Origin of the sequence: Mesorhizobium sp. WSM3868 (assembly GCF_002294785.1) — a bacterium.
Taxonomy (GTDB): Bacteria; Pseudomonadota; Alphaproteobacteria; order Rhizobiales; family Rhizobiaceae; genus Mesorhizobium.
This window is the reverse complement of the sequence record NZ_NSGB01000020.1, coordinates 1-21,451: the sequence shown is the minus strand read 5'-3', so window position 1 is coordinate 21,451 and position 21,451 is coordinate 1. Positions and strand designations below refer to the sequence as shown.

The 21,451-nt window shown below is 58.6% G+C and carries 20 protein-coding genes and 1 pseudogene; 14 read left to right on the top strand and 7 right to left on the bottom strand.

Features of this window, described 5'->3' with window-relative positions; genetic code table 11:
• Window positions 1–136: 136 nt before the first annotated feature.
• From CK221_RS25145 to CK221_RS25135, 3 genes and pseudogenes are all read right to left on the bottom strand, one after another.
• On the bottom strand, window positions 137–979 hold the full coding sequence (locus CK221_RS25145; RefSeq protein ID WP_348628447.1) for an alpha/beta hydrolase: 843 nt from the start codon (window positions 977–979) through the stop codon (window positions 137–139).
• Window positions 980–986: 7 nt separating this feature from the next.
• Window positions 987–1,206: pseudogene (locus tag CK221_RS30885) on the bottom strand (aldehyde dehydrogenase family protein); the annotation flags it as partial.
• A 37-nt stretch (window positions 1,207–1,243) separates the two neighbouring features.
• The gene (locus CK221_RS25135; RefSeq protein ID WP_095779660.1) at window positions 1,244–2,575 is read right to left on the bottom strand and encodes a sorbosone dehydrogenase family protein; all 1,332 of its coding nucleotides are present in this window, start codon (window positions 2,573–2,575) and stop codon (window positions 1,244–1,246) included.
• A 477-nt stretch (window positions 2,576–3,052) separates the two neighbouring features.
• Between CK221_RS25135 and CK221_RS29975 the strand changes: the two genes are divergently transcribed.
• The 6 genes from CK221_RS29975 (at window position 3,053) to CK221_RS25100 (ending at window position 7,525) form a co-directional block, all read left to right on the top strand.
• Complete coding sequence (locus tag CK221_RS29975) at window positions 3,053–3,271, top strand: hypothetical protein (RefSeq protein WP_143749100.1); 219 nt, start codon at window positions 3,053–3,055, stop codon at window positions 3,269–3,271.
• Window positions 3,272–3,894: 623 nt separating this feature from the next.
• Window positions 3,895–4,326, top strand: a complete 432-nt coding sequence (locus CK221_RS25130; RefSeq protein WP_095779659.1) for an Hsp20/alpha crystallin family protein — start codon at window positions 3,895–3,897, stop codon at window positions 4,324–4,326.
• Window positions 4,327–4,338: 12 nt separating this feature from the next.
• On the top strand, window positions 4,339–4,743 hold the full coding sequence (locus tag CK221_RS25125) for an Hsp20/alpha crystallin family protein (protein WP_095779658.1): 405 nt from the start codon (window positions 4,339–4,341) through the stop codon (window positions 4,741–4,743).
• A gap of 1,448 nt (window positions 4,744–6,191) precedes the next feature.
• Window positions 6,192–6,383, top strand: coding sequence for a hypothetical protein (locus CK221_RS25115; protein WP_095779657.1), 192 nt, complete (start codon window positions 6,192–6,194; stop codon window positions 6,381–6,383).
• 129 nt (window positions 6,384–6,512) lie between these two features.
• Window positions 6,513–6,806 (top strand): PilZ domain-containing protein, encoded by a 294-nt coding sequence (locus CK221_RS30880; protein WP_095779656.1) that lies wholly within the window; start codon window positions 6,513–6,515, stop codon window positions 6,804–6,806.
• A 437-nt stretch (window positions 6,807–7,243) separates the two neighbouring features.
• A complete protein-coding gene (locus tag CK221_RS25100; RefSeq protein ID WP_245430740.1) occupies window positions 7,244–7,525 on the top strand; it encodes a hypothetical protein in 282 nt (93 codons plus the stop codon).
• Between the two features lie 614 nt (window positions 7,526–8,139).
• On the opposite strand, the gene CK221_RS25095 is transcribed toward CK221_RS25100, so the two are convergent.
• A complete protein-coding gene (locus CK221_RS25095; RefSeq protein WP_095779654.1) occupies window positions 8,140–9,219 on the bottom strand; it encodes a hybrid-cluster NAD(P)-dependent oxidoreductase in 1,080 nt (359 codons plus the stop codon).
• Window positions 9,220–9,306: 87 nt separating this feature from the next.
• Window positions 9,307–10,164, bottom strand: a complete 858-nt coding sequence (locus CK221_RS25090) for a LysR family transcriptional regulator (protein ID WP_095779653.1) — start codon at window positions 10,162–10,164, stop codon at window positions 9,307–9,309.
• A gap of 131 nt (window positions 10,165–10,295) precedes the next feature.
• Here CK221_RS25090 and CK221_RS25085 point away from each other — a divergent pair, with 131 nt between their 5' ends.
• The 7 genes from CK221_RS25085 (at window position 10,296) to CK221_RS25055 (ending at window position 18,173) form a co-directional block, all read left to right on the top strand.
• Window positions 10,296–11,378 (top strand): amidohydrolase family protein, encoded by a 1,083-nt coding sequence (locus tag CK221_RS25085; protein ID WP_095779652.1) that lies wholly within the window; start codon window positions 10,296–10,298, stop codon window positions 11,376–11,378.
• An 11-nt stretch (window positions 11,379–11,389) separates the two neighbouring features.
• Complete coding sequence (locus tag CK221_RS25080) at window positions 11,390–11,743, top strand: Rieske (2Fe-2S) protein (protein WP_095779651.1); 354 nt, start codon at window positions 11,390–11,392, stop codon at window positions 11,741–11,743.
• A gap of 123 nt (window positions 11,744–11,866) precedes the next feature.
• On the top strand, window positions 11,867–13,474 hold the full coding sequence (locus CK221_RS25075; RefSeq protein WP_095779650.1) for an ABC transporter substrate-binding protein: 1,608 nt from the start codon (window positions 11,867–11,869) through the stop codon (window positions 13,472–13,474).
• Window positions 13,475–13,539: 65 nt separating this feature from the next.
• A complete protein-coding gene (locus CK221_RS25070; RefSeq protein WP_095779712.1) occupies window positions 13,540–14,586 on the top strand; it encodes an ABC transporter permease in 1,047 nt (348 codons plus the stop codon).
• Window positions 14,583–15,476, top strand: coding sequence for an ABC transporter permease (locus tag CK221_RS25065; RefSeq protein WP_095779649.1), 894 nt, complete (start codon window positions 14,583–14,585; stop codon window positions 15,474–15,476). The genes CK221_RS25070 and CK221_RS25065 overlap by 4 nt, the downstream gene beginning before the upstream one ends.
• The gene (locus CK221_RS25060) at window positions 15,466–17,121 is read left to right on the top strand and encodes an ABC transporter ATP-binding protein (RefSeq protein WP_095779648.1); all 1,656 of its coding nucleotides are present in this window, start codon (window positions 15,466–15,468) and stop codon (window positions 17,119–17,121) included. Before CK221_RS25065 ends, CK221_RS25060 begins: the two co-directional genes overlap by 11 nt.
• Before the next feature lie 866 nt (window positions 17,122–17,987).
• On the top strand, window positions 17,988–18,173 hold the full coding sequence (locus CK221_RS25055) for a hypothetical protein (protein WP_095779647.1): 186 nt from the start codon (window positions 17,988–17,990) through the stop codon (window positions 18,171–18,173).
• A gap of 1,119 nt (window positions 18,174–19,292) precedes the next feature.
• Here the strand turns inward: CK221_RS25055 and CK221_RS25040 are convergent.
• Entirely contained in the window at window positions 19,293–20,189 is an 897-nt protein-coding gene (locus CK221_RS25040) for an ankyrin repeat domain-containing protein (RefSeq protein WP_095779644.1), read from the bottom strand.
• A 241-nt stretch (window positions 20,190–20,430) separates the two neighbouring features.
• On the opposite strand from CK221_RS25040, the gene CK221_RS29960 reads away from it, so the two are divergent.
• Window positions 20,431–20,652 (top strand): hypothetical protein, encoded by a 222-nt coding sequence (locus tag CK221_RS29960; RefSeq protein WP_245430739.1) that lies wholly within the window; start codon window positions 20,431–20,433, stop codon window positions 20,650–20,652.
• Between the two features lie 461 nt (window positions 20,653–21,113).
• Here CK221_RS29960 and CK221_RS30430 read toward each other — a convergent pair whose 3' ends face one another.
• Entirely contained in the window at window positions 21,114–21,290 is a 177-nt protein-coding gene (locus CK221_RS30430) for a hypothetical protein (RefSeq protein WP_176478070.1), read from the bottom strand.
• Window positions 21,291–21,451 lie beyond the last annotated feature (161 nt).

Here is a 21,451-nt window from a genome sequence, read left to right as displayed (position 1 = left end):
AAAGGAGCGTCCCAACTTGCACTCGATCAGCTTGTTCCTTCTCGAGCGCTCACCTTCTTTCGTCGGAAGGGGGTAACGCAAGCGGAGGCTGGCAGGACCTCCATCGTGGTTGCATGACACTGCACAGCCCGCGCGATTATTGCGACACTCCTGAAACAGATGCCAGCAGATGCACCAAAGACCGGGCAGCATCTGTGTCGGGTACGCCCAGATCGCGGACGCTGCTCATATGGTTCATCCTCGCCAGGCTCGTTCGTGAAACACCCAGTCCTTGGTTTTTCAGATGCTCCGCAAAAGCGGCAGCCTGGCTATGAAAAGGCGGGGTTTCATCCGCCCCGACCGAGATGTGGACTGTCACCGACGGATCGAAACGATGGTCGATCGGCGAAAACCGCTCAACCTCTTCATCGGTGATGGCTATTTCAGGAGCGAGGAACGACTCTTGCAACGGCCTTAAATCGTAGATGCCGCCGAGCAGGAGCGCTCCTTTGATACCCGATGGTCGGCTGTCGTCGTCGAAAAGCATCGTCGCGAGGTGCGCGCCGGCGGAATGGCCGCTGACGGTCAATTTGCCGGGGTCGCCGCCGTGGCTTTCGATTTGTTCATCCACCCACTGCTTGGCGCGGCGTATCTGGTCGACGATCGTGGCCATCCTCACCGCCGGCATCAGCGCATGGCCCAAAATGACCGCGATCGCTCCTGCTTTGGTTACACGCGCCGCGACGTAGGAGAAATCTGTCTTGGAGAACATGCGCCAGTAGCCGCCATGAATGAAGATATGCACCGGCAGTCGATCGCGTCTGCCTTCCGGGAAAAAGAGGTCCAGAGTTTCAGCGTGGCCGGCTCCATAAGCGACATCAGCGATCATGGGGATTTTCGCCCTGGTCTCCGCACTTCTGCGGCGGATCTCGGCGACGATGTCGTCGAACTCGGGGACGTGATCGCGCGTGCGGAATGGGTCTTTCGCCATCTCTCTCATCAGATCATCACGGCGAGTATTTCGCCTCCATGAACTCGGCTTGTAATGCTTCTGGCCGCCCTCGCGCCCAAGCCCGCTCTGCTTGACGCCGCCGAAGGGGCGGCAGGGTCGGACATCAGACCGCGATTGAGCGCGATCATAACGGACTCGATCTTCGATGCCATGCGGGTGCCTTGCAAGACGCGTGCGTAGATATAGGCGGCAAGGCCATACTCGGCGCTGGAGATCGCGGTTGCGGAAAAAGCGGCCAGAAAGGCACTGGCGCTAACGCACCTTCGCTCGGCTGACCCGCCAGATGACATTACCAACATCATCGGCGACGAGCAGCGCGCCGGCCCGATCGACAGCAACGCCGACCGGACGGCCCATCGCCTTGCCATCATGTCCGAGGAAACCGGTGAGCACATCCTTCGGGGACCCGCTCGGTCTACCACCGCGGAATGGCACGAAGATCACCTTATAACCGCTGTGTACGCTTCTATTCCATGAGCCGTGCTGGCCAACGAATGCGCCGTTGCCATAGACTGTGCCGAGCGACGCGCGGCTGGAGAAGGCCAGTCCCAGAGAGGCGGTATGGGAGCCGAGCGCATAATCGGGCTTGATCGCCTCCGCCACAAGATCAGGACGCTGTGGCTTGACGCGTTCGTCGACGTTCTGCCCATAATAGCTGTAGGGCCAGCCATAGAAGGCGCCGTTGCGAACTGAAGTGATGTAATCAGGCACGAGATCGTCGCCAAGCTCGTCACGCTCGTTTACGGCGACCCAAAGCTCGCCGGTTTCAGAATTCCAGGAGAGCCCGTTTGGGTTGCGCAGCCCGGATGCGAAAACCCGGGTGCTGCGGCTGGACCGATCCACCTCAAGGACGGCGGCGCGGTTTTTCTCCGCGGCGATGCCATTTTCTCCAGCGTTGCTGTTGGAGCCCACGGTGACATAGAGTTTGCGTCCGTCCGGACTTGCGATCACGTCCTTTGTCCAATGATGGTTGATGTCTCCGGCCGGCAAGTCGATGATCTTTTCCGGCGGCGCGGTTATTCCGGTCTGGCCGTTGGAGTAGGGGAAAGCTACGAGCGCGTCGGTGTTGGCGACATAGAGCTTGCCTTTGGAAAGCGTCATACCGAAGGGCGAATTGAGGCCTTCCACGAAAATTCTGCGCACATCCGCAACGCCGTCGCCATTGGTGTCGCGCAGGAGCGTGATGCGGTTAGCGCTGATGGTCGCAGCGCCGGCTCGCTTCATGGCCTGTTTCATGACGAGCTTTCTGAGGCTGAAGCCATCGTCATGTTTGGCAGGGGCATTGGTTTCGGCCACGAGCACGTCGCCGTTCGGCAGCACGTGCAGCCAGCGCGGATGGTCGAGGCCGGCGGCGAACGCCGTCACCCTCAGCCCCTTCGCCGGAGTCGGCATACCACCTTTCTGCCAGCCTGTTGCCTCCGCGATGTTGACGGTCGGGATCAGCGTGGGTGTCGGTTTCGGCAGGGTGGGGTCGGGGCCATAGCCGGTTACTGCCACCATTTTCTGAGCTGGGACGCTAGCGCAGCTGACTATGAGGGCTCCCAATCCAGCTAGGATCAAGTTTTGTGGGAAGCCGGCATGCATCGAACGTCCTCCGTTCGGATTCGCCTCGTGCTCATTGGTTAAACGCTAGTCAGCGGCATGGTATTCCAATTACGTCAAAACAGCAGCTCGTGATCCGTTGCCGATCCGCTTGAGAGCCAGGAGTTCGCGACGCTCTGCTCTCTGCCATAGATATGCCGCGAGGAGATTCCGGCAACGCCGGCGGCCCAAACTCGAGCGAACCAAGATAAGCCTGGTTGGATGACGCCTCGCCTGGTTGGCCTGTCGCAAGCCATACGCTCGCCGGCATGATCTATCTCGCCCAGATCAGCCCGGCGCCTTCGTTGGGAAGGTGCAAGCGTGGGCACACCGCAAGAGAAAATCAGAGAAGCCGAAGCGAGCGTTCAGCGGCTTCATGTTGTATCGATAAAACATCTCGTCTCGTTACGGCCTTTGGTCCGTGTCGACTCTCCGACTCCTCAGCGCGATACTTGGGGCTCGTGCTTCCAGGAGGGTGCCATGCGAGAATTGCCGCCCAACGTCGATGCGGATGTCGTGATTGAAGTGGGTCGATACCTGGATGATCATGCGAAGACCACAGCAGTTTCCATATCAGACGCGATACGTGTCGTCAGACGTCGCGCACCTGCTACTCGTGCCAGCGAGCTATGGCTGGAAGAACTGATTGTAGAAAGCGCCGGCACCACACAGTTGGCCGTCTTGCTTGACAATCGCTAGCACCGCGAAATCTCGCCCCAGCACCACCTATGCAATTGGCGATCCTGTGCTCGAGCTAGGCGCTGCCCTGCCGGTGACCAACGGTAGGCGGGGCATAGATCCGAAAGTTGGTCACGGCCGAAATAGGGCCGCTATGCCTTCCGCGCCAAGCGGGCCTAGAACTCGATAGCCCGATGCCGGCTTGCTCTTTGCCGGTTTGACGGTTCCCGACGGCCTCTCTGCAATCGATGCAGGGCCGTCGAGCTTTGGGTTGGCGCTCCGTTACTAAGGCGCCGTGAGGCTCACGGTCACGGCGGAACCGGCCCGGTCGGCGATCGCGGAGCGTCTCAAAGATCACCTCTTGAAACGCAATTTGGCCCTCCCTAACTCATTTTTGCCGGATGCCGCTATCGGGTCCTGGCACGGGAACAACGGTCCTATCATGGATCGAGTTCGGTTCATGTCGCTCGCATAGAGGATGTGTTCCGGCGTTTGCCCGAACCTCCCTCCTCGCGATTGCGAGTGGCGCTCTCGGCCGTCTCGGTCATGCCTGATCGCGCCCCCACTGCCTTCGATCCAGTTCGCTCCGGTGCACGCGTGCTTCGTGCGTTGCAACGTCTGGTGTCAATCGAAGGAGGATACCCATGCTGCTATCGGATTTGGGCCGCGTCGGATTCGATCCGTTTCTGGAAATGCGGCGCATGCAACAGGAAGTGAATCAGCGCCTGGCCGGCCTGACCAGTGCCGCCCAGGAGTTTCCCCCGGTCAATCTTTGGGTCGGAGAGGATAGCGTAGCGCTGACAGCCGAACTGCCTGGGATCGCGCCCGATGAGGTCGATCTTACGGTGCGCGACAATACACTAACATTGAAGGGCGAATGCGAATCTCGGGCGGAGGACGAGAAAGCCGTCTGGCATCGCCGCGAGCGCCCCTTTGGAAGCTTCTCCCGGACGGTGCAACTGCCGTTCCGCGTCGATCCGGAACAGGTCGAGGCGCGTTTCGGCAACGGGGTGCTCGAGGTCGAACTGCATCGACCGGAGGCGGATCGGCCGAAGAAGATCCAGATCAAGGGATGAGAGGAGGGAAACATGGCTCAGGAACTAAAGACCACCGATCGCCAGGTCATCAGCAAGCCTGACGGCGGCGAACGGACCCGCTCGCGGTCCGTATTCGTGCCGCGCGCCGATATCTATGAGACGCAGGACAATGTCGTCCTTCTCGTCGATATGCCCGGCGTCGCCCCGGATGGAGTGGATATCACGCTTGAGAAACGGACACTGGCGATCCGCGGCTACGCGGCCGATCAACAGCATGAAAATTATCGTCAGGTCTATGCCGAATACAGCGCCGGCGATTATGAGCGCGTCTTCACGCTATCCGAGGACATCGACCGCGACGGCATCGAGGCGTCGCAGAAGAACGGCGTCCTGCGTCTAGTGCTGCCCAAGGCGGCGCCGGCCAAGGCCCGCAAAATCCAACTCAAGATGGCTTAGCCCTTGGAGACTAGAGGAGGTTGACGATGCGAATCAGAGACCCGATCCCTTGATGCAGCCGATGCCCGTCACTCCAGGCACGGAATGGCGGGCATCAGTCTAGCTGCTACCGACCAGCAAGGTGAGGGGGCCCGTCAAATGCTGTAGCGAGGGTTCGGGTTTCCCCGTCTGGCCCGAAGCTCGACCGATAGGACTTCTTGGTAGTGTCTCAATGGACATTCGACCGCTTGTCGCGTATCGGCGGCCCACAAAAATAGGCAAAACGGCTTTGAGAAGAGCCCGGGCGGAGAGGAGGTGCGGCGGGCTCTTCCTGCGGACCTCGCCTCAGAATGCGCCACCTTTTGGGGGGCTGACATCAGAACTTTAGGCGTAGCTAAGAAAAGCGGGTTTGAGATAATCTGCACATGCCGCGTACAAGGGGCGACGTTCATGTCATCGGCGCGTTGCAGTGGCGTATACAGGCCGGCTGATCTGGAATTGCTCCAGCGGGTGTTTGACCGGTTGTGCGACGAGCGACGCCTAGCCAAGAAGGATCGCGAACAGCGGGAATATCTTGCTAGGGAGGTCTTTCAAGCCTTCGATGACGGCACCACCGAGGAAGCAGACCTACTGCGAGCGCTTTCTAAGCGCCGACGAGCGTAGCTGGCCCTCGGCAATACAAAGCTGCGCCGGGCTCTTTATTAGCTAAGCCTTAGAAAATGTTAATGTCAGTCGCTAAAAAGGCAGCGCATAATGTGCATCTGCCCCGGCTCGCAACACGGGGTAAAGGCCCGGCCTGTCCCGCTCTAGTCGTCCCCCGACTTCCCCGCTCGCAGGCCGGGTCGCCTCGGCTTCACCTGATGGTAAACTCCGACTTCGATTGCATCGGGGAACATTCTAGCAGCTTGCGAGTTCGGGCTCGCGGCGCGATGCCAGCAGAGGTTGTGCCGTTGGGTAGCAGAGACCCCTGGAGCGCTGCTTGTCCCTCAGCGAGCGGGCTCTTGGTCTTCTGACCTTGGAAACCTGTGTCGTTCAGATGAGCGACGGCTGGACGCAATAACATCAACGCGGGCATGTTCGTCACAGCGGTGCCTCGATTCCCATCGTCATCAGAAGCTCGATCTGCCGGCGCTACGCGATCGCGTGGGCGCTGATGCGCCAGCAATGGAACTTGTGGCCGAAGATGAAATGCGCCGCATGCGGCGGAAGGCGCATCACCCTGACCTATTCGCCTGACACCAGCCGGAAGGACCTCAACAAAAGCCGCCGGTGAGGAACTCCTAGGAACCTTTGTCCTTTGTCGAAGTTCGGCATCTAAGCGGCGCTGTTATAGCGACGCGTCGGGATGGCATGTGGGCCCCATTTGGAACGGGCTGATTCGTCAGGAGGAGACCCGACAAAAGAGCCCTTTCCGCACCGGTTCGGGCTCTTTCAATGTATTGGCGGCGCTTATTTGAAGAGCTTTTCAAATGAACAACTATACCGTTGAAACGATGTCGGGGATCGAAGCGGTCTCTGTTGCCTACGCGAGGACCACCTCACCGAAAGCAGCCGCTGAATGGGTGACCGGCCGCCAGGTACAGGACCGTCGAGACGAGGCCCAATGGGTTCGCGTCACCGACGACACCAATCGAGCGGTCTACAAATTTGCCTTCAAATAGGAAAAGGACCGCCGACACCGAGCCTGACGAGGTAACTGTGAGCAGGTTGGGCGCTCTGTGGTCCCGCCCTGCTTGAGCCATAATTTTCGGCTCGACGGAGCGCTGGAACGCCGTTCACGTTATAAGTCTATGGAAACCCCACCTCCAGACGCTCCCCGTCGAGAACACCGCCCGCGCGTGCTGAAGGGCGGAACGATCATCACTGGTTTCCGAAACTCGGAAATCAGCTGCTCTCTACGCAATCAGCACTCCCAAGGAGCCGAACTGAAGGTAGCCGCAGACATTCAGATCCCAGCACGCTTTCTGCTCTACGTTCCCGTCGACGGGATCGCTTACAAAGCTGTCGTTCGTTGGCGAAAGAATGACCGCGTCGGCGTCGAATTTGAGGGTACCGAGCCAAAGCCGAAGTTCCATTACGGTTGAATGCCGAAGACGGCACGTGAACTTAAGAGCGGGCGACCAACGGATAGAAGTGAACGTCCGAGGTGATGATTGGACGGCGGGTCGCGGAGCATCACCTGAAGGTCGGCTCTCGAGATCTCTGCAATCTGGTCGGCTGCAACTTCCTGGTCGGTTGCTATCGTCTCACGTGTCATGATTTGCCTCCGCTACAGGTAGAGTTCCCCCTCCCCACGGTGCTCAAAGCAAAACCAGTGGGATGGCTGCCTCGGGCGAGCAAAGCCCCAGCCCGCATCTTTCCCGCATCCCTCGTGCTCGCAGGCGTGACCGAGAGGCCCGCGCTCGCGCGTTTGCAAAGGCTCGCCGGTGCGTGTCGGTTCGTCGCTCATGCCAAAAAAGATTCCATAGGCCGGCTTGACGTTCAAGTTTTTTGTTCTTTTTCTGTTCTCATGGCGCATGAGATGATCGACACGCTGGGCAAGGCGACCCGGCATAACATGCTTTTGAAGCTGGAGTGCGCCTGCGGGAACGTACGCTACTGCCGGTCGGCTGACCTCATGATGGTTTACGGCGGGGGCGCGAATCCATTCCGCCTGAGGTTCGACTGCAGCCGCTGCAAGCCAGAGATCAAGGTGACGCTCGTCGAGGTTCACCCCGAGCATCTGCCGAGGAAGCTTATGATCCACAAGCCCATGAAGGGAGACGGCAAGATCGTCTGGCACACGGAAAGGTTCCGGCCATGAGCAGCGCTGGTGCGTCGTCGCTCACATTTGTTGGATTGCTCTGGAAACAAGAAGACGACCGCCGAGCGGAGCGGGGGACCTGGCGTGTGTCGACGGTCGTCGGAAAACAAGGGGCCCAATATGGTCAGCAAACTGCGTTGCGATAGGCCTGACTCATTGTGGCGTCGGTCACCCTGATCCACATTAACATTTGTTGGTTTTTCATCCGAGCCGGAATCACAAGCCGGCAAGGTCGTTCACAGCATGCCTTGAGAGACTGTGCGCCCTTTCGAGAATGCTGGCATCGGGACGTTCGCAGGCGGCCACGGATGGTGGCTGCAGTGCGCGAAGGCATCTCGCCCGAAGCGTTCCACGACGAGGTCGATAGCGTGTTCGAAGTCGTCTTCGAGGCGATGCAGCACCGCGAGGGCGGCTTGGCCGGCTGAAACTGTGCCTAATGGTGAGGCGATGATGTGCTCGAGCGGCCGCAATCAGCCCGGTTTCAGCAGTCGAGTGAAGTTCGCACGGACGCGACGGCCGGAAGGTCTTTGCCGCGCCTCCGTTCAGAAGGACGGACTTTGACGTAGAGCTGCGCTTTACCCCGACACTGCACAGGGGGGCACACGCCGGGGCCGTCAAAGATCGATTGAAACATTGCCTTGCGCCCGGCTGCAACAGGCCAGCACATAACCCGCAGACTTCTCTTCGGAAGTGAGCCCGCCAAGATCACACATCGACACTTCGCCGGAGAGCTTGGCTATTCGGCAAGTGCCGCAAACTCCTTGCTGGCACGCGGTGGGGACATGGACGCCACATTTGCGCGCTGCATCCAGCAGGGTCTCTCCGGGCGCGCAGCAATGCTCTATTCCAGACTTGGTGAAGTGGACAAAAGACGAAATGGCAGAGGCTTCATCCGGAGCAGCACCGCCAGCGTAGCCTCCGAAGCTCTCCTCGTAATAGGCCAGCGGTTCAATGCCAACTTCATCAAAACTGGCTCGTATTGCCTTCATGTAGAGTTCGGGGCCGCAAGTGTAGACTGTACGATTGGCAAGATCGGGAACAAGGCGCAGGAGCAGGGGGCCATTTAACCGGCCACTCGGTCCTGCCCACGAGGAATCTCCCTTGGAACAAAGGAATGTCACCTCGACGTTGGGAAATCGGGCAGCGAGTGCATCGAGTTCCGATTTAAAGATGATATCGCGTGGCGACCGCACGCTGTAGATGAGCCGAAGGTTCAGATCGGATGCTCGATCTGTCAACATTCGCAGCATCGACATAAGAGGCGTGATCCCGCTGCCGCCTGCAAGAAAGAGAGGCTTTTCGCTGGCATCGCCATCGAGTTTGAACGAACCCAGGGGACCTTCAATCTTGATTTCATCGCCAGACCGCAGATTGTCGTGGAGCCAATTGGAGACCAGCCCGCCAGGTGTCCGCTTTACCGTGATGTGCAAATCAAGTGGCCGAGTCGGTGGAGAGGAGACGGAGTAGGCTCGCGTCACATTGAGCCCGTCAACGCTCGGGCGAAGAAGCACATATTGCCCCGCATTGAAGCAGAACATGCGGTCTGACGCAGCCGAAAAGACAAACGTTTTCACGTCGTGCGTCTCGTCGATCACCCGACGGCAGATCATTGCCTGCGGCGATGAGTCGGCCCATTGCCGCTGCCGCATCGCAGCAACAAATTCGGAAGCCGGAACCGAGGTGTGTGCGTTCATTTGGGCTCTCAGTTACGCGCCAACATGCCAGCCGAAGCCTTTGCGGAACAGCGGGTTGAGCCTTACTTTTTGATCGGGTATTTCGATCTATGTCTCGAGCGACATCACCGCGAGCTGGAGCGCACGAAGCCCCTTGCGGATGATCGGCTCATGCTTGCGCCGGGCGAGCATGGCCGTATGGACGGGCTGGTAAAGCGTCGGGGCGCCCTCGACCAGGAACGACGGGACCTCGGCCGTGAACCTGCGGGCATCGTCATTGCGCATATAACAACTCCCCCCGGTTCGCCGCAGCATCGCTTCGGCCAAGCTTTCGGATCCCATGGAAAGCCTTGAAATTGCCAGGGCAGGGATCAGCTCCGAATGGGTTTTCTCGAGTAGGACGGTGTACCCCGGGCGAATGTAGCTGTCAGGATTCACCTCCGATAGTGTCCTCGCAAGGGTGGAGACCATCACATATTCCTCGACCATGAGGTGCTCATAAGTAATTTCGGGAAGATAGCGGGGTGCATAGAGCACGGCTATGTCTAGGTTTCCCATGCTGAGATCGGTCACCATCTGATTGGAATAGTCGGATTCTACATGTATCGAGGCCTTTGGAAGAACCTGGCAGAGCGCCTCCACCCACCCAGGCAGCACCGAGCGTGTCATGCCAACCTGTGCGGCCACACGTAGCGTCCCTTCGAATCGGTTGAACGCGCGAACGTCATGGCGCGCTTGCGACCACGTCGAAAGCATCGCGCGCGCGTAGGCTTCGAAACGTCGCCCTGCCGCGGTCGGCTCAGCGCCAGCACGACCACGATGGAAAAGCTCTGACCCAACCGCGCTTTCCAGACCCTTGATCCGAGAACTCACCGTAGACTGAGTAATGTTCAGCCGGTCCGCAGTCCGGTTGAAGTTGCGCGATTCAATGATGTCGAGAAACGTCTCGATGTGGTCCAACTGCATGCAGCACGCCTTAATCGAAAAAGCCGATCATTAGCCAGAGATCATTGGCTTGATCCGGGAATTGTCAAGGCGGAAGGTGGAGGCAGTAAACGGCTCGGCGCGGCTAAGCCAGACAGGGAGCGAAAGCTAAAGTGTTTATCGTCGACTGCGATTGTCACAACTACTGGTCAAGCGCCACGGTTTTGGAGCCGTATCTTTCGGGCATCTGGAAGGACATGTTCATCGAGGGCGAGAAGACTGGCCCCAAAGGATCTTTCCCACACGGCCATCGCCCCTGGTTTCATCCGCAGGATTTCTCCCGAAAAGATGTGCGGCCCGAGACCGAGGCGGACAACTACCGGATCATGAAGGAAAAACATCTCGACAAGTATAATGTCGGGGTGGCAGTCCTGACCGGCGACGAGCCCATTGAAGCCTCAACCTTGGCAAACCCCTATTACGCTAGCGCCCTGGTCAGTGCCTACAACGACTATCAGATCGCGGAGTGGTTGCCGAAGGACAACCGCTTCATGGGGTCGATCGTCATTGCGCCCCAGGATCCAAAGCTGGCGGCCGCTGAAATCCGTCGGCTGGGCAGTCATCCTCGCATGGTCCAGGTTCTAGCCTCCCAAGGCTCAGTGAAACCGTATGGTGATCCCTTCTACCACCCGATCTATGAAGCCTGCGCGGAAATGGGATTGCCGTTCGCGATTCACCTCGGCGGGCACGGAGGCGTCAACTGGAACGCCGTCGCGCCTGCCCCCACTACTTTCTTCTGGGAAACGCACGCCATCCTGCACATGTCGGCGATCAGCCACGTCGCCAGCATGATCGCTCACGGCGTCTTTGAGAAATGGCCAGAGCTCTATTTCGTCGTGATCGAATGCGGCGTCGCATGGGTGCCGACGGTGCTGTGGCGCCTCGACGCTGACTACAAGGCGCTGCGTAAAGAAACGCCATGGCTCAAGATGCTGCCATCGGAATACTGCCGCCGTAACATCCGCTTCTCAACACAGCCGTTGGAGCAGCCAGCCAACGTGCAGCATCTGTGGTCCATTCTGGAAGCCATGGATGGCGAGAACACGCTGATGTTCGCGTCAGACTATCCGCACTGGGACTATGACGACGCCAATACGCTCCACATCCCGCCTTCCTGGAAAGCGAAGGTGATGGGTCAGAATGCGCTCGACGTCTACAAGCGCATTCCTGCCATCCTGACCGCGAACGCCGCCTGACGGAGTAGAATATGGGCGAGAAAACCTTCGTCTGCCGCGTTGACGAGATCGAAGCCGGGACACCCGTCATTGCCAAAGTCCGCAGCCTTTCGGTGGGGGTGTTCCGCATCGGAGAGAGCTTCCACGCGCTGCTCAACATCTGTCCGCATCGCGGCGCGCCCCTCTGTGAAGGGCCGCAATGCGGCACGACTGCGCCGGTCGAGGATGCGCGGTTCATCTATCATCGAGAAAACGAGATCGTGCGCTGCGCCTGGCACGGCTGGGAGTTCGACATCAAGACGGGTTCGGCACTCGTCGACCCAACTGTGCGTGCGCGAACATTCCCGGTCACAGTTGAGGACGGCAATATCTATGTGACGGCGTGACCGCAAAAAACGATCAGTAGTCCTGTGCAGGGAGACGTAAGCAAGGGACGAACAAATCCCGGACTAGCTTGTTAAGAGCGTTTCAAAAAAATACGCGGAAAATCCGCAAATGGGAGAACGGAAATGTCTGAATCTGAGTACAAATTTCGCATCGCGCAAAGTCTGATCGGGCGGGGCAAGGTTTCCCGCCGCGACTTCATCCATTTGGGACTAGCCGCGGGCCTAACCGTCGCTGCCTCCGACCAGATCTTCGTCACCGCAGCGCGGGCACAACCGCAGCAAGGCGGCTTCGCCAAACTTGGTATGGCCCATGGCGCGACGACAGATTCCATCGATCCGGCCGGCTACCCGGATACCTTCACGCAAACGGCCTTTTCGGGCGCTATGTCCAACGGGCTCACGGAGGTCGATGCCAAGGGTGGCATACAGCCGGACTTGGCCGAGAGCTTCGAATCTTCGAACGGGGCAAAAACGTGGGTTTTCAAGCTGCGCAAGGGCGTGACCTTCCACAACGGCAAGAAAGTGACGGCCGAAGATGTCGTGTCCTCGATGCGGTATCACATGGGTGTCGATACCAAATCGGCGGCGAAGTCTCTGCTTGAATCCGTTTCCGACATCAAGGCGGATGGCCCGGAAACGGTGGTCTTCACCCTCAACAGCGGCAACGCCGATTTCCCTTACATCATGAGCGACTATCATTTCGTCATCATGCCGAGCGTGGACGGGAAGGCGGATTGGGCATCAGGAACACGAACCGGCGCATTCGTGCTCGAGAATTTCCAGCCTGGGGTTTCGGCCAAGCTCAAGCGCAATCCGAACTATTTCAAGAACGGCAAGCCTTACTTGGATGAGGTGGAGTTCATCGCCATTACTGATTTGGCGGCACGCATGGCTGCCCTCTCCACCGGGGAAGTGGATTACATTGGCCGCGCCGATCTGAAGACACTCGGCATGCTGAAACGCAATCCAAAAATCGAGATCATCGAAGTCACCGGCTACGGCCACTATACCTTGCCGATGAACGTCACTATGGCACCCTTCGACAATCCGGACGTCCGCATGGCAATGAAGTGGGCGATCGACCGTCAAGAGATCGCTGACAAAATCTTCCTCGGACATGCCACCGTTGCCAATGACAGTCCGATCGCGCCGGCGATCAAGTTTTACAAGAACCCGGAGCCGCAACACCGTTTCGATCCTGAAAAAGCCCGCCATTATTTGAAGAAGGCGGGAATGGAAAAGCTAAAGGTTGATCTCTCGGTTGCCGATGCCGCTTTCGCAGGTGCGGTGGACGCGGGGGCGCTCATTCGCGAGACTGCCGCACAGTGCGGCATCGACGTCAATGTGGTGCGCGAGGCGGAGGACGCCTATTGGGACAATGTCTGGCTCAAGAAACCGTGGTGCGCTTCCTATTGGAGCGGTCGCGCGACAGCCGACTGGATGTTCACACAAGCCTTCGCAGCGGAATCCAGCTGGAACGAGTCATTCTGGAAAAATCCTCGTTTCAACGAATTGCTTGTCCAAGCACGAGCCGAGACGGATGAAGCCAAGCGCGCCGCTATGTATGGCGAGATGCAACAGCTGGCCCACGACGATAGCGGTAGCATCGTGCTGGTGTTTAACAACTTCGTCAGCGCCCAATCCAAGAAACTAGGCCATGGCGATGTGGCGCCGAATTGGGAAAATGACGGACTGAAGATGGCAGAGCGCTGGTGGATGGCGGAGGCGTAGGGGGTGTTTGCCAGCTGCGTCGCTCGCCCTGCGGACGGCGCAATCCTGGGAATGCGCGCATGCGTTTGAATCCGGTCGCAAAGACGGTTCTACAACGGTTAGGCCTCGGCCTAATTACCCTGTTCGTCGTCTCGATCATCATTTTTTCGGCGATTGCAATGCTCCCCGGCGACTTCGCCAAGGCGACACTCGGTCAATCTGCCACCCCGGAAACGGTCGCGGCCCTTCAACACGAGATCGGCCTCGATCGCCCCCCAGTTGAGCGTTACTTCAGCTGGATCGGTAAGATGGCGAAGGGTGACATTGGATCCTCTTTTGCCAGTCGAACCGGCTACCGGCGGACGGTCGCCGAGATCATCGCACCTCGCCTTTACAACACCATGTTCCTGGCGGTCATGACCGCTCTCATCGCGGTGCCGCTGGCGCTGGGGCTGGGCATTGTCGCGGCCCTGTATCGCAACAGCTGGTTCGATCGGGTTGTAAACATGGTAACACTTACGACCATTTCGTTCCCGGAATTCTTCGTAGCCTACATGCTCGCCTTCCTGATTATCTCGCGCGATACCTTTGAGGGCAGCGAATTCGCACAGTCTTTACCCGTCTGGCTGGCAATTTCGATCAACTGGACCCTGAACGTCGTGCCGAAGTTCCCGACACTGGCCAATATCAACGACCAGACCCCTTTTTGGGACCATGTCTGGCGCGCCGCTCTGCCGTCCGCCACGCTCACGCTTGTCATCGTTGCTCACATGATGCGGATGACGCGCGCAGCGATTCTCAACATGCTTTCGAGCCCCTATATCGACATGGCCCGGTTGAAGGGAATGAGGCCAATGGTGGTCGTGCTTCGGCACGCGTTGCCAAACGCCTGGGCCCCGATTGTGACGGTTGTGGCCTTCAATCTCGCTTATCTCATCGTCGGTGTCGTGGTTGTCGAGGTGGTGTTCGTCTACCCCGGCGTCGGCCAACTGATGGTCGATGCCGTGAGATCGAGAGACGTACCGGTTGTTCAAGCCTGCGCGCTGGTGTTCGCCGCTACCTACATCCTGCTCAACCTGATCGCCGACATCATTTCGATCGCAACCAACCCGAGACTTTTGCACCCACGATGACAAGTGCAGAGCCCGTGATCCAGACCACCAGGGCGCCAAGGGTAAGGCGGACGCGCCGATCTCGCATCAGAATAGCCCTGAAGAAGGCCCCGCTCAGCGCCTGGTTCGGTATGGGCGTGATCCTCTGCTACGCTGTTGTCGCCTTGTTTGCGCCTCTCATCGCTCCATATCGAGAAACACAGGTCTTTAGCGAGGCATTCGCGCCCTGGAGCCACGAGTTTGCGTTCGGGACTGACCAACTCGGTCGCGACATACTTACGCGACTGATCTACGGCGCCCGCAACACGATCGGCATCGCCTTCATCACAACTATCTTGTCCTTTGCAGCGGGTGTGACGCTCGGCCTTCTCGCTGCAATGTACCGGGGGTGGCTAGACCAACTATTGTCACGCGCCGTGGACGTGTTGATGTCGATCCCGAGCCTGATTTTCGCGCTGATGTTGCTTTCGATATTCGGCTCTTCGATAACCAGCCTGATCTTGGTGATAGCGCTGCTCGATTCGACGCGCGTGTTCCGTCTGGCCCGGGCAGTTGGCCTGAACGTAGTGGTGATGGAATATGTCGAGGTCGCACAGCTGCGGGGCGAAGGCCCCGCATGGATTCTCCGCAAGGAAATCTTGCCCAACATTCTGCCGCCGCTCATCGCAGAGTTTGGTCTGCGATTCTGTTTTGTTTTTTTGACCATTGCAGCATTGTCGTTCCTGGGCGTCGGCATACAGCCGCCATCCGCCGATTGGGGATCGATGGTGCGGGAAAACGCGACGCTGATTACCTATGGCGATGTCACGCCGCTTTTGCCCGCGGGCGCCATTGCCCTTCTCACAGTAGCGGTGAACTTCGTCGTGGACTGGTTTCTGCATTCAACGAGCGGGCTGCGTGATGAAAAGTAGCAGTGTCATCGCGCGCGAAAGGGGGACAGATCTTCTCACGGTCCGCGACCTTCACGTTGAAGGATTCTCCGACGAGCGCTGGCACCCGATCGTACGCGGTGTGGATTTCTCGCTCAAGCGCGGAGAAGTGTTGGGCCTGATTGGGGAATCCGGAGCCGGCAAGTCCACTATCGGCCTTGCTGCAATGGGATATGCCAAGCCAGGATGCCGCATTACCCGCGGCTCGGTGCTGTTCGATGGGGTCGATCTTTTGTCGATGAGCGAAGCACGCCGTCGGCGGCTCCGAGGCTCCCGCATTGCTTATGTGGCGCAAAGCGCGGCTGCCTGGTTCAACCCGGCTCACCGGCTCCTTGATCAGACCGTGGAAACGGCGGTTGCGCACGGGATCGCCAGCCGAGGCGAGGCCAACCGTGATGCTGTGGAGCTTTATAAACGCCTCCAACTTCCACAGCCAGAGACCATAGGCTTCCGCTATCCGCATCAGGTATCCGGCGGCCAGTTGCAGCGAGCCATGACCGCCATGGCCATGGCTTGCCGACCCGACCTGATTGTGTTCGATGAGCCGACAACTGCGCTCGATGTGACAACGCAAGTCGAGGTCTTGGCGTCGATCCGCAGGGTCGTTGAAGATTTTAACACTGCAGCGATATACGTGACACACGATCTGGCGGTAGTGGCGCAGATGGCGGACCGGATCATGGTTCTACGCCACGGACAAACTGTCGAGGAAGCGGGTACACGGCAGATGCTCACGGCCCCTGCTCAGGAATACACTCGGACGCTCTGGGCTGTGCGCAAACTTGCCAAGCCGGAGATTGAGGCCCGGGACCACATACTTACCATCGACAATGTCACCGCCGCATATGCCGGAGGGGTCAAGGTGCTGTCGGACGTGTCCATCAGGGTTCCGCGTGGCCGGACAGTCGCGTTGGTGGGTGAATCAGGGTCCGGGAAATCGACACTCGCCCGTGTCGTGACCGGTTTGCTGCCTGCTATGTCCGGGTCGATCTCATTTGACGCCCAGCCGCTTCCCTTGTCTTTAAAGCAGCGCTCGAAAGACCTGCTGCGGCGTATACAAATGATCTATCAATCGCCGGACAGCGCGCTTAACCCTCGCCAGACTGTCGAGGAGGTAATCGCGCGTCCGCTCGAGTTCTATTTAGGCTTAAAAGGGGAGCAGCGCGACCGCCGGATCGGCGAACTCATGCATATGATCGAGATGGACGAAAGTTTCCTCGACAGGCTGCCCGGTGAATTGTCCGGAGGCCAGAAACAGCGGATCTGCATTGCGCGCGCGCTCGCCGCGAATCCCGAGCTCATCATCTGTGACGAGGTCACTTCGGCTCTGGATCAAATTGTGCAAGAAGAAATCTTGAAGCTTCTAATACGCCTACAGCGCGAACTCGGCGTCAGCTACATCTTTATCACCCATGATATCGCGACAGTAAGAGCAATCGCGGACGAAGTCGTCGTCATGCACCAAGGGAAGGTTGTGGAGCAGGGTCCAAAAACCGAGATACTGACGTCACCCCACGCTGCCTACACCGAACTGCTACTCTCCTCCGTCCCGGCAATGGATCCGGATTGGCTGACGGGACTTCTAGCAAAACGGAAGCGCCAAGGCACTCTGGATGCGGCTGGCTAAACAGCCCTGCGCACCGGATCAGCACTTCTCGAATTCTTATTGCCCAAGATTGATGGCGTCTCCAACGCGAAAATGCCGCGACGGCAGCTCTGCGCCTCCGTCCGGCCATTGGAGCTAGCTTGCCCGGCGGCCGTAAGCAGACTTCGCTGCTCAAAAGGCGAGAACGATGCACAGAGACGAAGTTAAGGGCGCAGCGAAGGAAGTGGGAATCAAAGCAGGATCAAGGCTTCGGTCGGCGTTAATCGTGGAAGCCGCTGCTGGGGACAGAAAAGCGACTGGCGACGTTACTGGACGGCCAAGGTCTCGCCGATGATGCATTGGCACAGTGACTCGTCGCTGCTAGAGACCGCTATGTTGCACTCCAAGGCGAAGCCGGACCGAAGCCTCTAGGTCTTTGGCAAAACCAAGCGCGAACTGAAGAACCGTCGTTTCATTCGAAGCAACAGATCCTTGGCCCTCGATAGCGATCGGCAGTTCTATTTTGCCGGCGGGTGAGGTCACCTCCCTTCTCGCGATACTCGTCAGGTGTCAGGCCAAAGTGAAATCACTGGAAGATACGCTGCTGCTCGTAGTCGTTGGACGAGGTATGACCCCGATTTTGTTTGATCACCGCATCGAACGGACGCAATAAATAGGCTCCTCCGGCCAGGAAGCAGGGGAGCGGGATTGGCTTGTTCGCTGAATGTGCGCAAGTAGGCGATCAGGTTGACCCGTTCGCTATCGTCCGGGCACCCGTAATCTTCATCTTAACGTGGTGAGCATAGGCCCGAAGAGGTATCTGAGGATCCGTCATCTTGGGGCGCACTCAAAGACCGTCGCGCCATGCATCGAACTCCTATATGCTTAGCGTAAAGCTGGGAGCCCCAATGGCCTACACTGTTATCTGGTATGGGCGAAAAGGCATCATCGACAAGGTGATCTTCGACGCCGAAAAGACGGCCAGGGATCATGCAATTTCCATGTTCCAGACCCGAAAGGGTGATGACGGGGTCATATCCGTTGAAGTCCGCAGGGATAACGGTGCGGTCGTCTTTAGCCCTGCGGAAAACTAGTCTAGAATTGCCCACCGAACCTAAAAGCCCGCTCGGTCAATGGAAGACCTTGCGACGGATGGGCGCCGTCGCGCCGGAAGCCGACACGCGCGGTCCTGAAACCGACCGGCGGCCACCGGACGCCGACGTTGCTTATTTATGCGCACCGGCCGGCAAGGGAGACCGGGATCACGGAGGAACAAGCCCGGAGCCTCATCAGGCTGGTCGGCCCACCTTGAGGTTTCGCCCGGACATGACTTCAACCCTGAGGCGCTTCATTGCTTCCCGACTTTAGAGGAGATCTTCTCGCACCTTTTTCTCGCGAGTGACGGCAATATTTAAGCGCGGCCCTAAATGCCTCGGCTGCCAAGTCGCATTTGCGCTTGGATGGACCATTGCTCTGAATGACAATTTCGGCCTGCCTGGTTGTCAAACCGTGCTTTGCCGCGAACTCGTCTGGGTCGTAGGTTTCCGTCCAGCGCGACCGCTTCACACCTTGCATCTTACCTCCGCGGTAACGAAATCGTGAGAAGCCAACGCGGGGCCGTTCATAAGGTTTCAGATGAATGTCGGAAGCCTCAACCCGGCTGGGCACCAGTGCCGTCTTTCTCCTCGGCGGCTTATAGGGTGGTCGCCACGCTCTTGGTCTCTTTTCGTTCTGCACTCTCGAATGGCGGGCAACTTACATAGCCAGGGCTATGGCCTCGGCTAGAACCTGCCGCGCTCACGAGCCTGGAGGCTGTAGAACGGCCCGGCAGCCGTCTTGCTTCGGGGGGAAGCGGTGACGCACCGCCGGGCCGAGGTGGTCCGGGAGTGGGTAGCCAAAACCCCGGACAGCGTTAACCATAGCGTCACGGCGGGCGATATCAATTGTTGTTTGGTCAGCCCGCGCGGGGTCTTCATGATGAGCAAGATCATGAGCGACTGCGACAAGAAGATCGCCGGGCGAGGAACCCCAAATCCTCAAGCCCGGCGCACTCATCCTGATCCCCATCAGGAGTCCGGTGGAGGAACCGGCAATCTCTTCGATGCAAGACTGGCGCCAGCATTCCCGTCCTAAAACAAAACAGATGTTTGGTCTCAGCCGGCCAAGGCGTGCTGCGCGTATGCTTTCATGAACGGGGCTCCCTTTGCGAGCAATCAGGGGAGCGGGACCGGCTTGTCGCTGAGTGTGCGCAAGTAGGCGATCAGGTTGACCCGTTCAGTCTCGTCCGGAACGCCAGGCGTCTCCATCTTCACGCCCGGCGTGGTGAGCATAGGCCCGAAAAGATATCTGTTCAGGTCCTCATACGTCCACACACCTTCCCAGCCTAGCAAGGCGTCGGAGTAGTCCATATTTGCCGTGGAAGCCTTGTCGCGGCCGACGACCCCCCACAGGTTCGGTCCCGTTTTGCTCCCTGCCTGGGGCTCGCCATTGTGGCAACCGTGACACACATGGGTGAAGTAGGTTCGGCCATTCTCGACGTCGGCAACAGCCAACTTCATCGAGATCGGAGCTGGTGTGGGCAAGACGACCCCGTGCGACATGAGATAGTCAGCGATTTCGCGTTGCCCCTTGCGTTTTGCGAGATGGATCGGTGTCTTGCCGTCCTTTGTCTTCGCATTCACGTCCGCGCCGGCCTCGACCAGTGCCTTAACGCAATCGATGCAACCGAGATTGACCGCGATGTGGATAGCGTTTTCGCGGCTGCGCTTCGAATTTGGATTCGCGCCGCCGTCCAGCAACAGATTGATCAGGTCGATCCTGCGTTTTGCCAAAGCTGGCATGAGGGCAGGACCCAAAACCGGTGTCGGGGCGGCGTTGACGTCCGCACCGCGTTCAATAAGCATTTTTGCCGCTGCAAAATGCCCGCCCTTGACCGCAAGATAGAGTGGTGTCGCTTTCCCGTCACTCTCATCGACGCCGGCACCTGCGTCGAGAGCTGCCTTGATCGCCCCGATATCGCCCTTCACGGCCGCGTCGTGGATGGCCGCGGCATAAGATGCCGTCGGAACGGGCAGAAGCAGTAACAGAATGAAAAGCAAAACGTCGCGCATTCGGCATCTCCTGGGCAAACCGGAGGAGCGTGGCACGCTGCGAGAAGCGCCGAGTCTAGTGCGAATGCCAAATCGCGGCAAGGTGTTTCAGTAACTGCTAACGGAACCGAAGCCGCCATTCGATATTGAATCAAATTCGAGTTTTGCATTGGGGTTCGTATGCGTAAGCCTGCCGGCGAAGCCCGGCTGTCCTCTATTAGGCCTCTTGAGCCAATCCAGGTTGAAACACCGCCAGTCAGCGATGGATTGGCTGCACGAAATCAAATATGACGGCTACAGAACCCAGGTCATCCTCGACGGGGCCGGCGAGCGCGCCTTCTCCCGCAATTTGCACGACTGGTCGCAAAGGTATTCGCCTATCATCGCTGCGGCCGAGAAGCTGCCGAAGGCGGCCGGGACTGGACGACGAGCCGGCGCTAGGCTGGTGCGCTGGCGGTGGGCCAGGCAATACGCTCGACCTTGAAGTCGACAACTGCGACGATGAGGACGACGGCACGGCAGAGCCCAGCCTTAGCGATCTCAAACGTGCCTGTCAGCTTCATTGGGCTGCCGGCTCTCGCAGCGACCGCGAGGAGGATGCCGGCGATGGTGGTGTGCCGGCCTATGGCGACTGACTTTCAAGAAGACCGTCGCAGAGGCAAAGGCCAAACGCGAGAAATCGAGGTACTCGCCCGCGTACTCGCTGAGAAGATGGAAGCCATCCACGGCTCCGAATTCCTAGTGCTGACGGACCACCAAGCGCGGTTTGTGATGGTGGCGGTTCGCTGACAGGGCAACCCCGCGATTGCGCATAGGCCCCGGCTGCTCTTGTGGCCGGGCAATCGCGAATGTGTGATGGCGTTCAACCGGATTCGGTGAACTCTCCAAGTTGGGGTTCTTTTGGCCCGGTGGCTTCGGCTTCTGGTCCTTTTCGCCCTTTGGTATTCAACGAGATGGCACAATTTCGAGCCGCGCCTTTTCGCTCGCGGCGAAGGTCTCGGCTTCTGTATGGGAATCGAATGCCTTAATGCTCACAACGCCGTCTTCGATGATCCGGACGTAATGCCTGCTTCTGAATTCGCCGACGATTTCGACCGCAGTCTTCCACGATTGCTTGTTCATTTTGCCCCAGCCCCCTGAGAGAATGCCCACTATCCACTATAACGGGTACAGCCCCAGGGCGTCCCGGCGCCGCCTTGGGATTGCTGCTAGAGCGGGATGAAATTGTTGGGAGTCGTTGAGGATTCCCAAATCAGCGGGTTTATGATTCACCATTCATGCTG

Bases quoted from the DNA above. Each gene is read 5' to 3' on its own strand.
- CK221_RS25145 (WP_348628447.1), bottom strand. From the start codon at position 979: ATGAGAGAGATGGCGAAAGACCCATTCCGCACGCGCGATCACGTCCCC.
- CK221_RS25135 (WP_095779660.1), bottom strand. From the start codon at position 2,575: ATGCATGCCGGCTTCCCACAAAACTTGATCCTAGCTGGATTGGGAGCC.
- CK221_RS29975 (WP_143749100.1), top strand. From the start codon at position 3,053: ATGCGAGAATTGCCGCCCAACGTCGATGCGGATGTCGTGATTGAAGTG.
- CK221_RS25130 (WP_095779659.1), top strand. From the start codon at position 3,895: ATGCTGCTATCGGATTTGGGCCGCGTCGGATTCGATCCGTTTCTGGAA.
- CK221_RS25125 (WP_095779658.1), top strand. From the start codon at position 4,339: ATGGCTCAGGAACTAAAGACCACCGATCGCCAGGTCATCAGCAAGCCT.
- CK221_RS25115 (WP_095779657.1), top strand. From the start codon at position 6,192: ATGAACAACTATACCGTTGAAACGATGTCGGGGATCGAAGCGGTCTCT.
- CK221_RS30880 (WP_095779656.1), top strand. From the start codon at position 6,513: ATGGAAACCCCACCTCCAGACGCTCCCCGTCGAGAACACCGCCCGCGC.
- CK221_RS25100 (WP_245430740.1), top strand. From the start codon at position 7,244: ATGATCGACACGCTGGGCAAGGCGACCCGGCATAACATGCTTTTGAAG.
- CK221_RS25095 (WP_095779654.1), bottom strand. From the start codon at position 9,219: ATGAACGCACACACCTCGGTTCCGGCTTCCGAATTTGTTGCTGCGATG.
- CK221_RS25090 (WP_095779653.1), bottom strand. From the start codon at position 10,164: ATGCAGTTGGACCACATCGAGACGTTTCTCGACATCATTGAATCGCGC.
- CK221_RS25080 (WP_095779651.1), top strand. From the start codon at position 11,390: ATGGGCGAGAAAACCTTCGTCTGCCGCGTTGACGAGATCGAAGCCGGG.
- CK221_RS25075 (WP_095779650.1), top strand. From the start codon at position 11,867: ATGTCTGAATCTGAGTACAAATTTCGCATCGCGCAAAGTCTGATCGGG.
- CK221_RS25065 (WP_095779649.1), top strand. From the start codon at position 14,583: ATGACAAGTGCAGAGCCCGTGATCCAGACCACCAGGGCGCCAAGGGTA.
- CK221_RS25060 (WP_095779648.1), top strand. From the start codon at position 15,466: ATGAAAAGTAGCAGTGTCATCGCGCGCGAAAGGGGGACAGATCTTCTC.
- CK221_RS25055 (WP_095779647.1), top strand. From the start codon at position 17,988: ATGGCCTACACTGTTATCTGGTATGGGCGAAAAGGCATCATCGACAAG.
- CK221_RS25040 (WP_095779644.1), bottom strand. From the start codon at position 20,189: ATGCGCGACGTTTTGCTTTTCATTCTGTTACTGCTTCTGCCCGTTCCG.
- CK221_RS29960 (WP_245430739.1), top strand. From the start codon at position 20,431: ATGGATTGGCTGCACGAAATCAAATATGACGGCTACAGAACCCAGGTC.
- CK221_RS30430 (WP_176478070.1), bottom strand. From the start codon at position 21,290: ATGAACAAGCAATCGTGGAAGACTGCGGTCGAAATCGTCGGCGAATTC.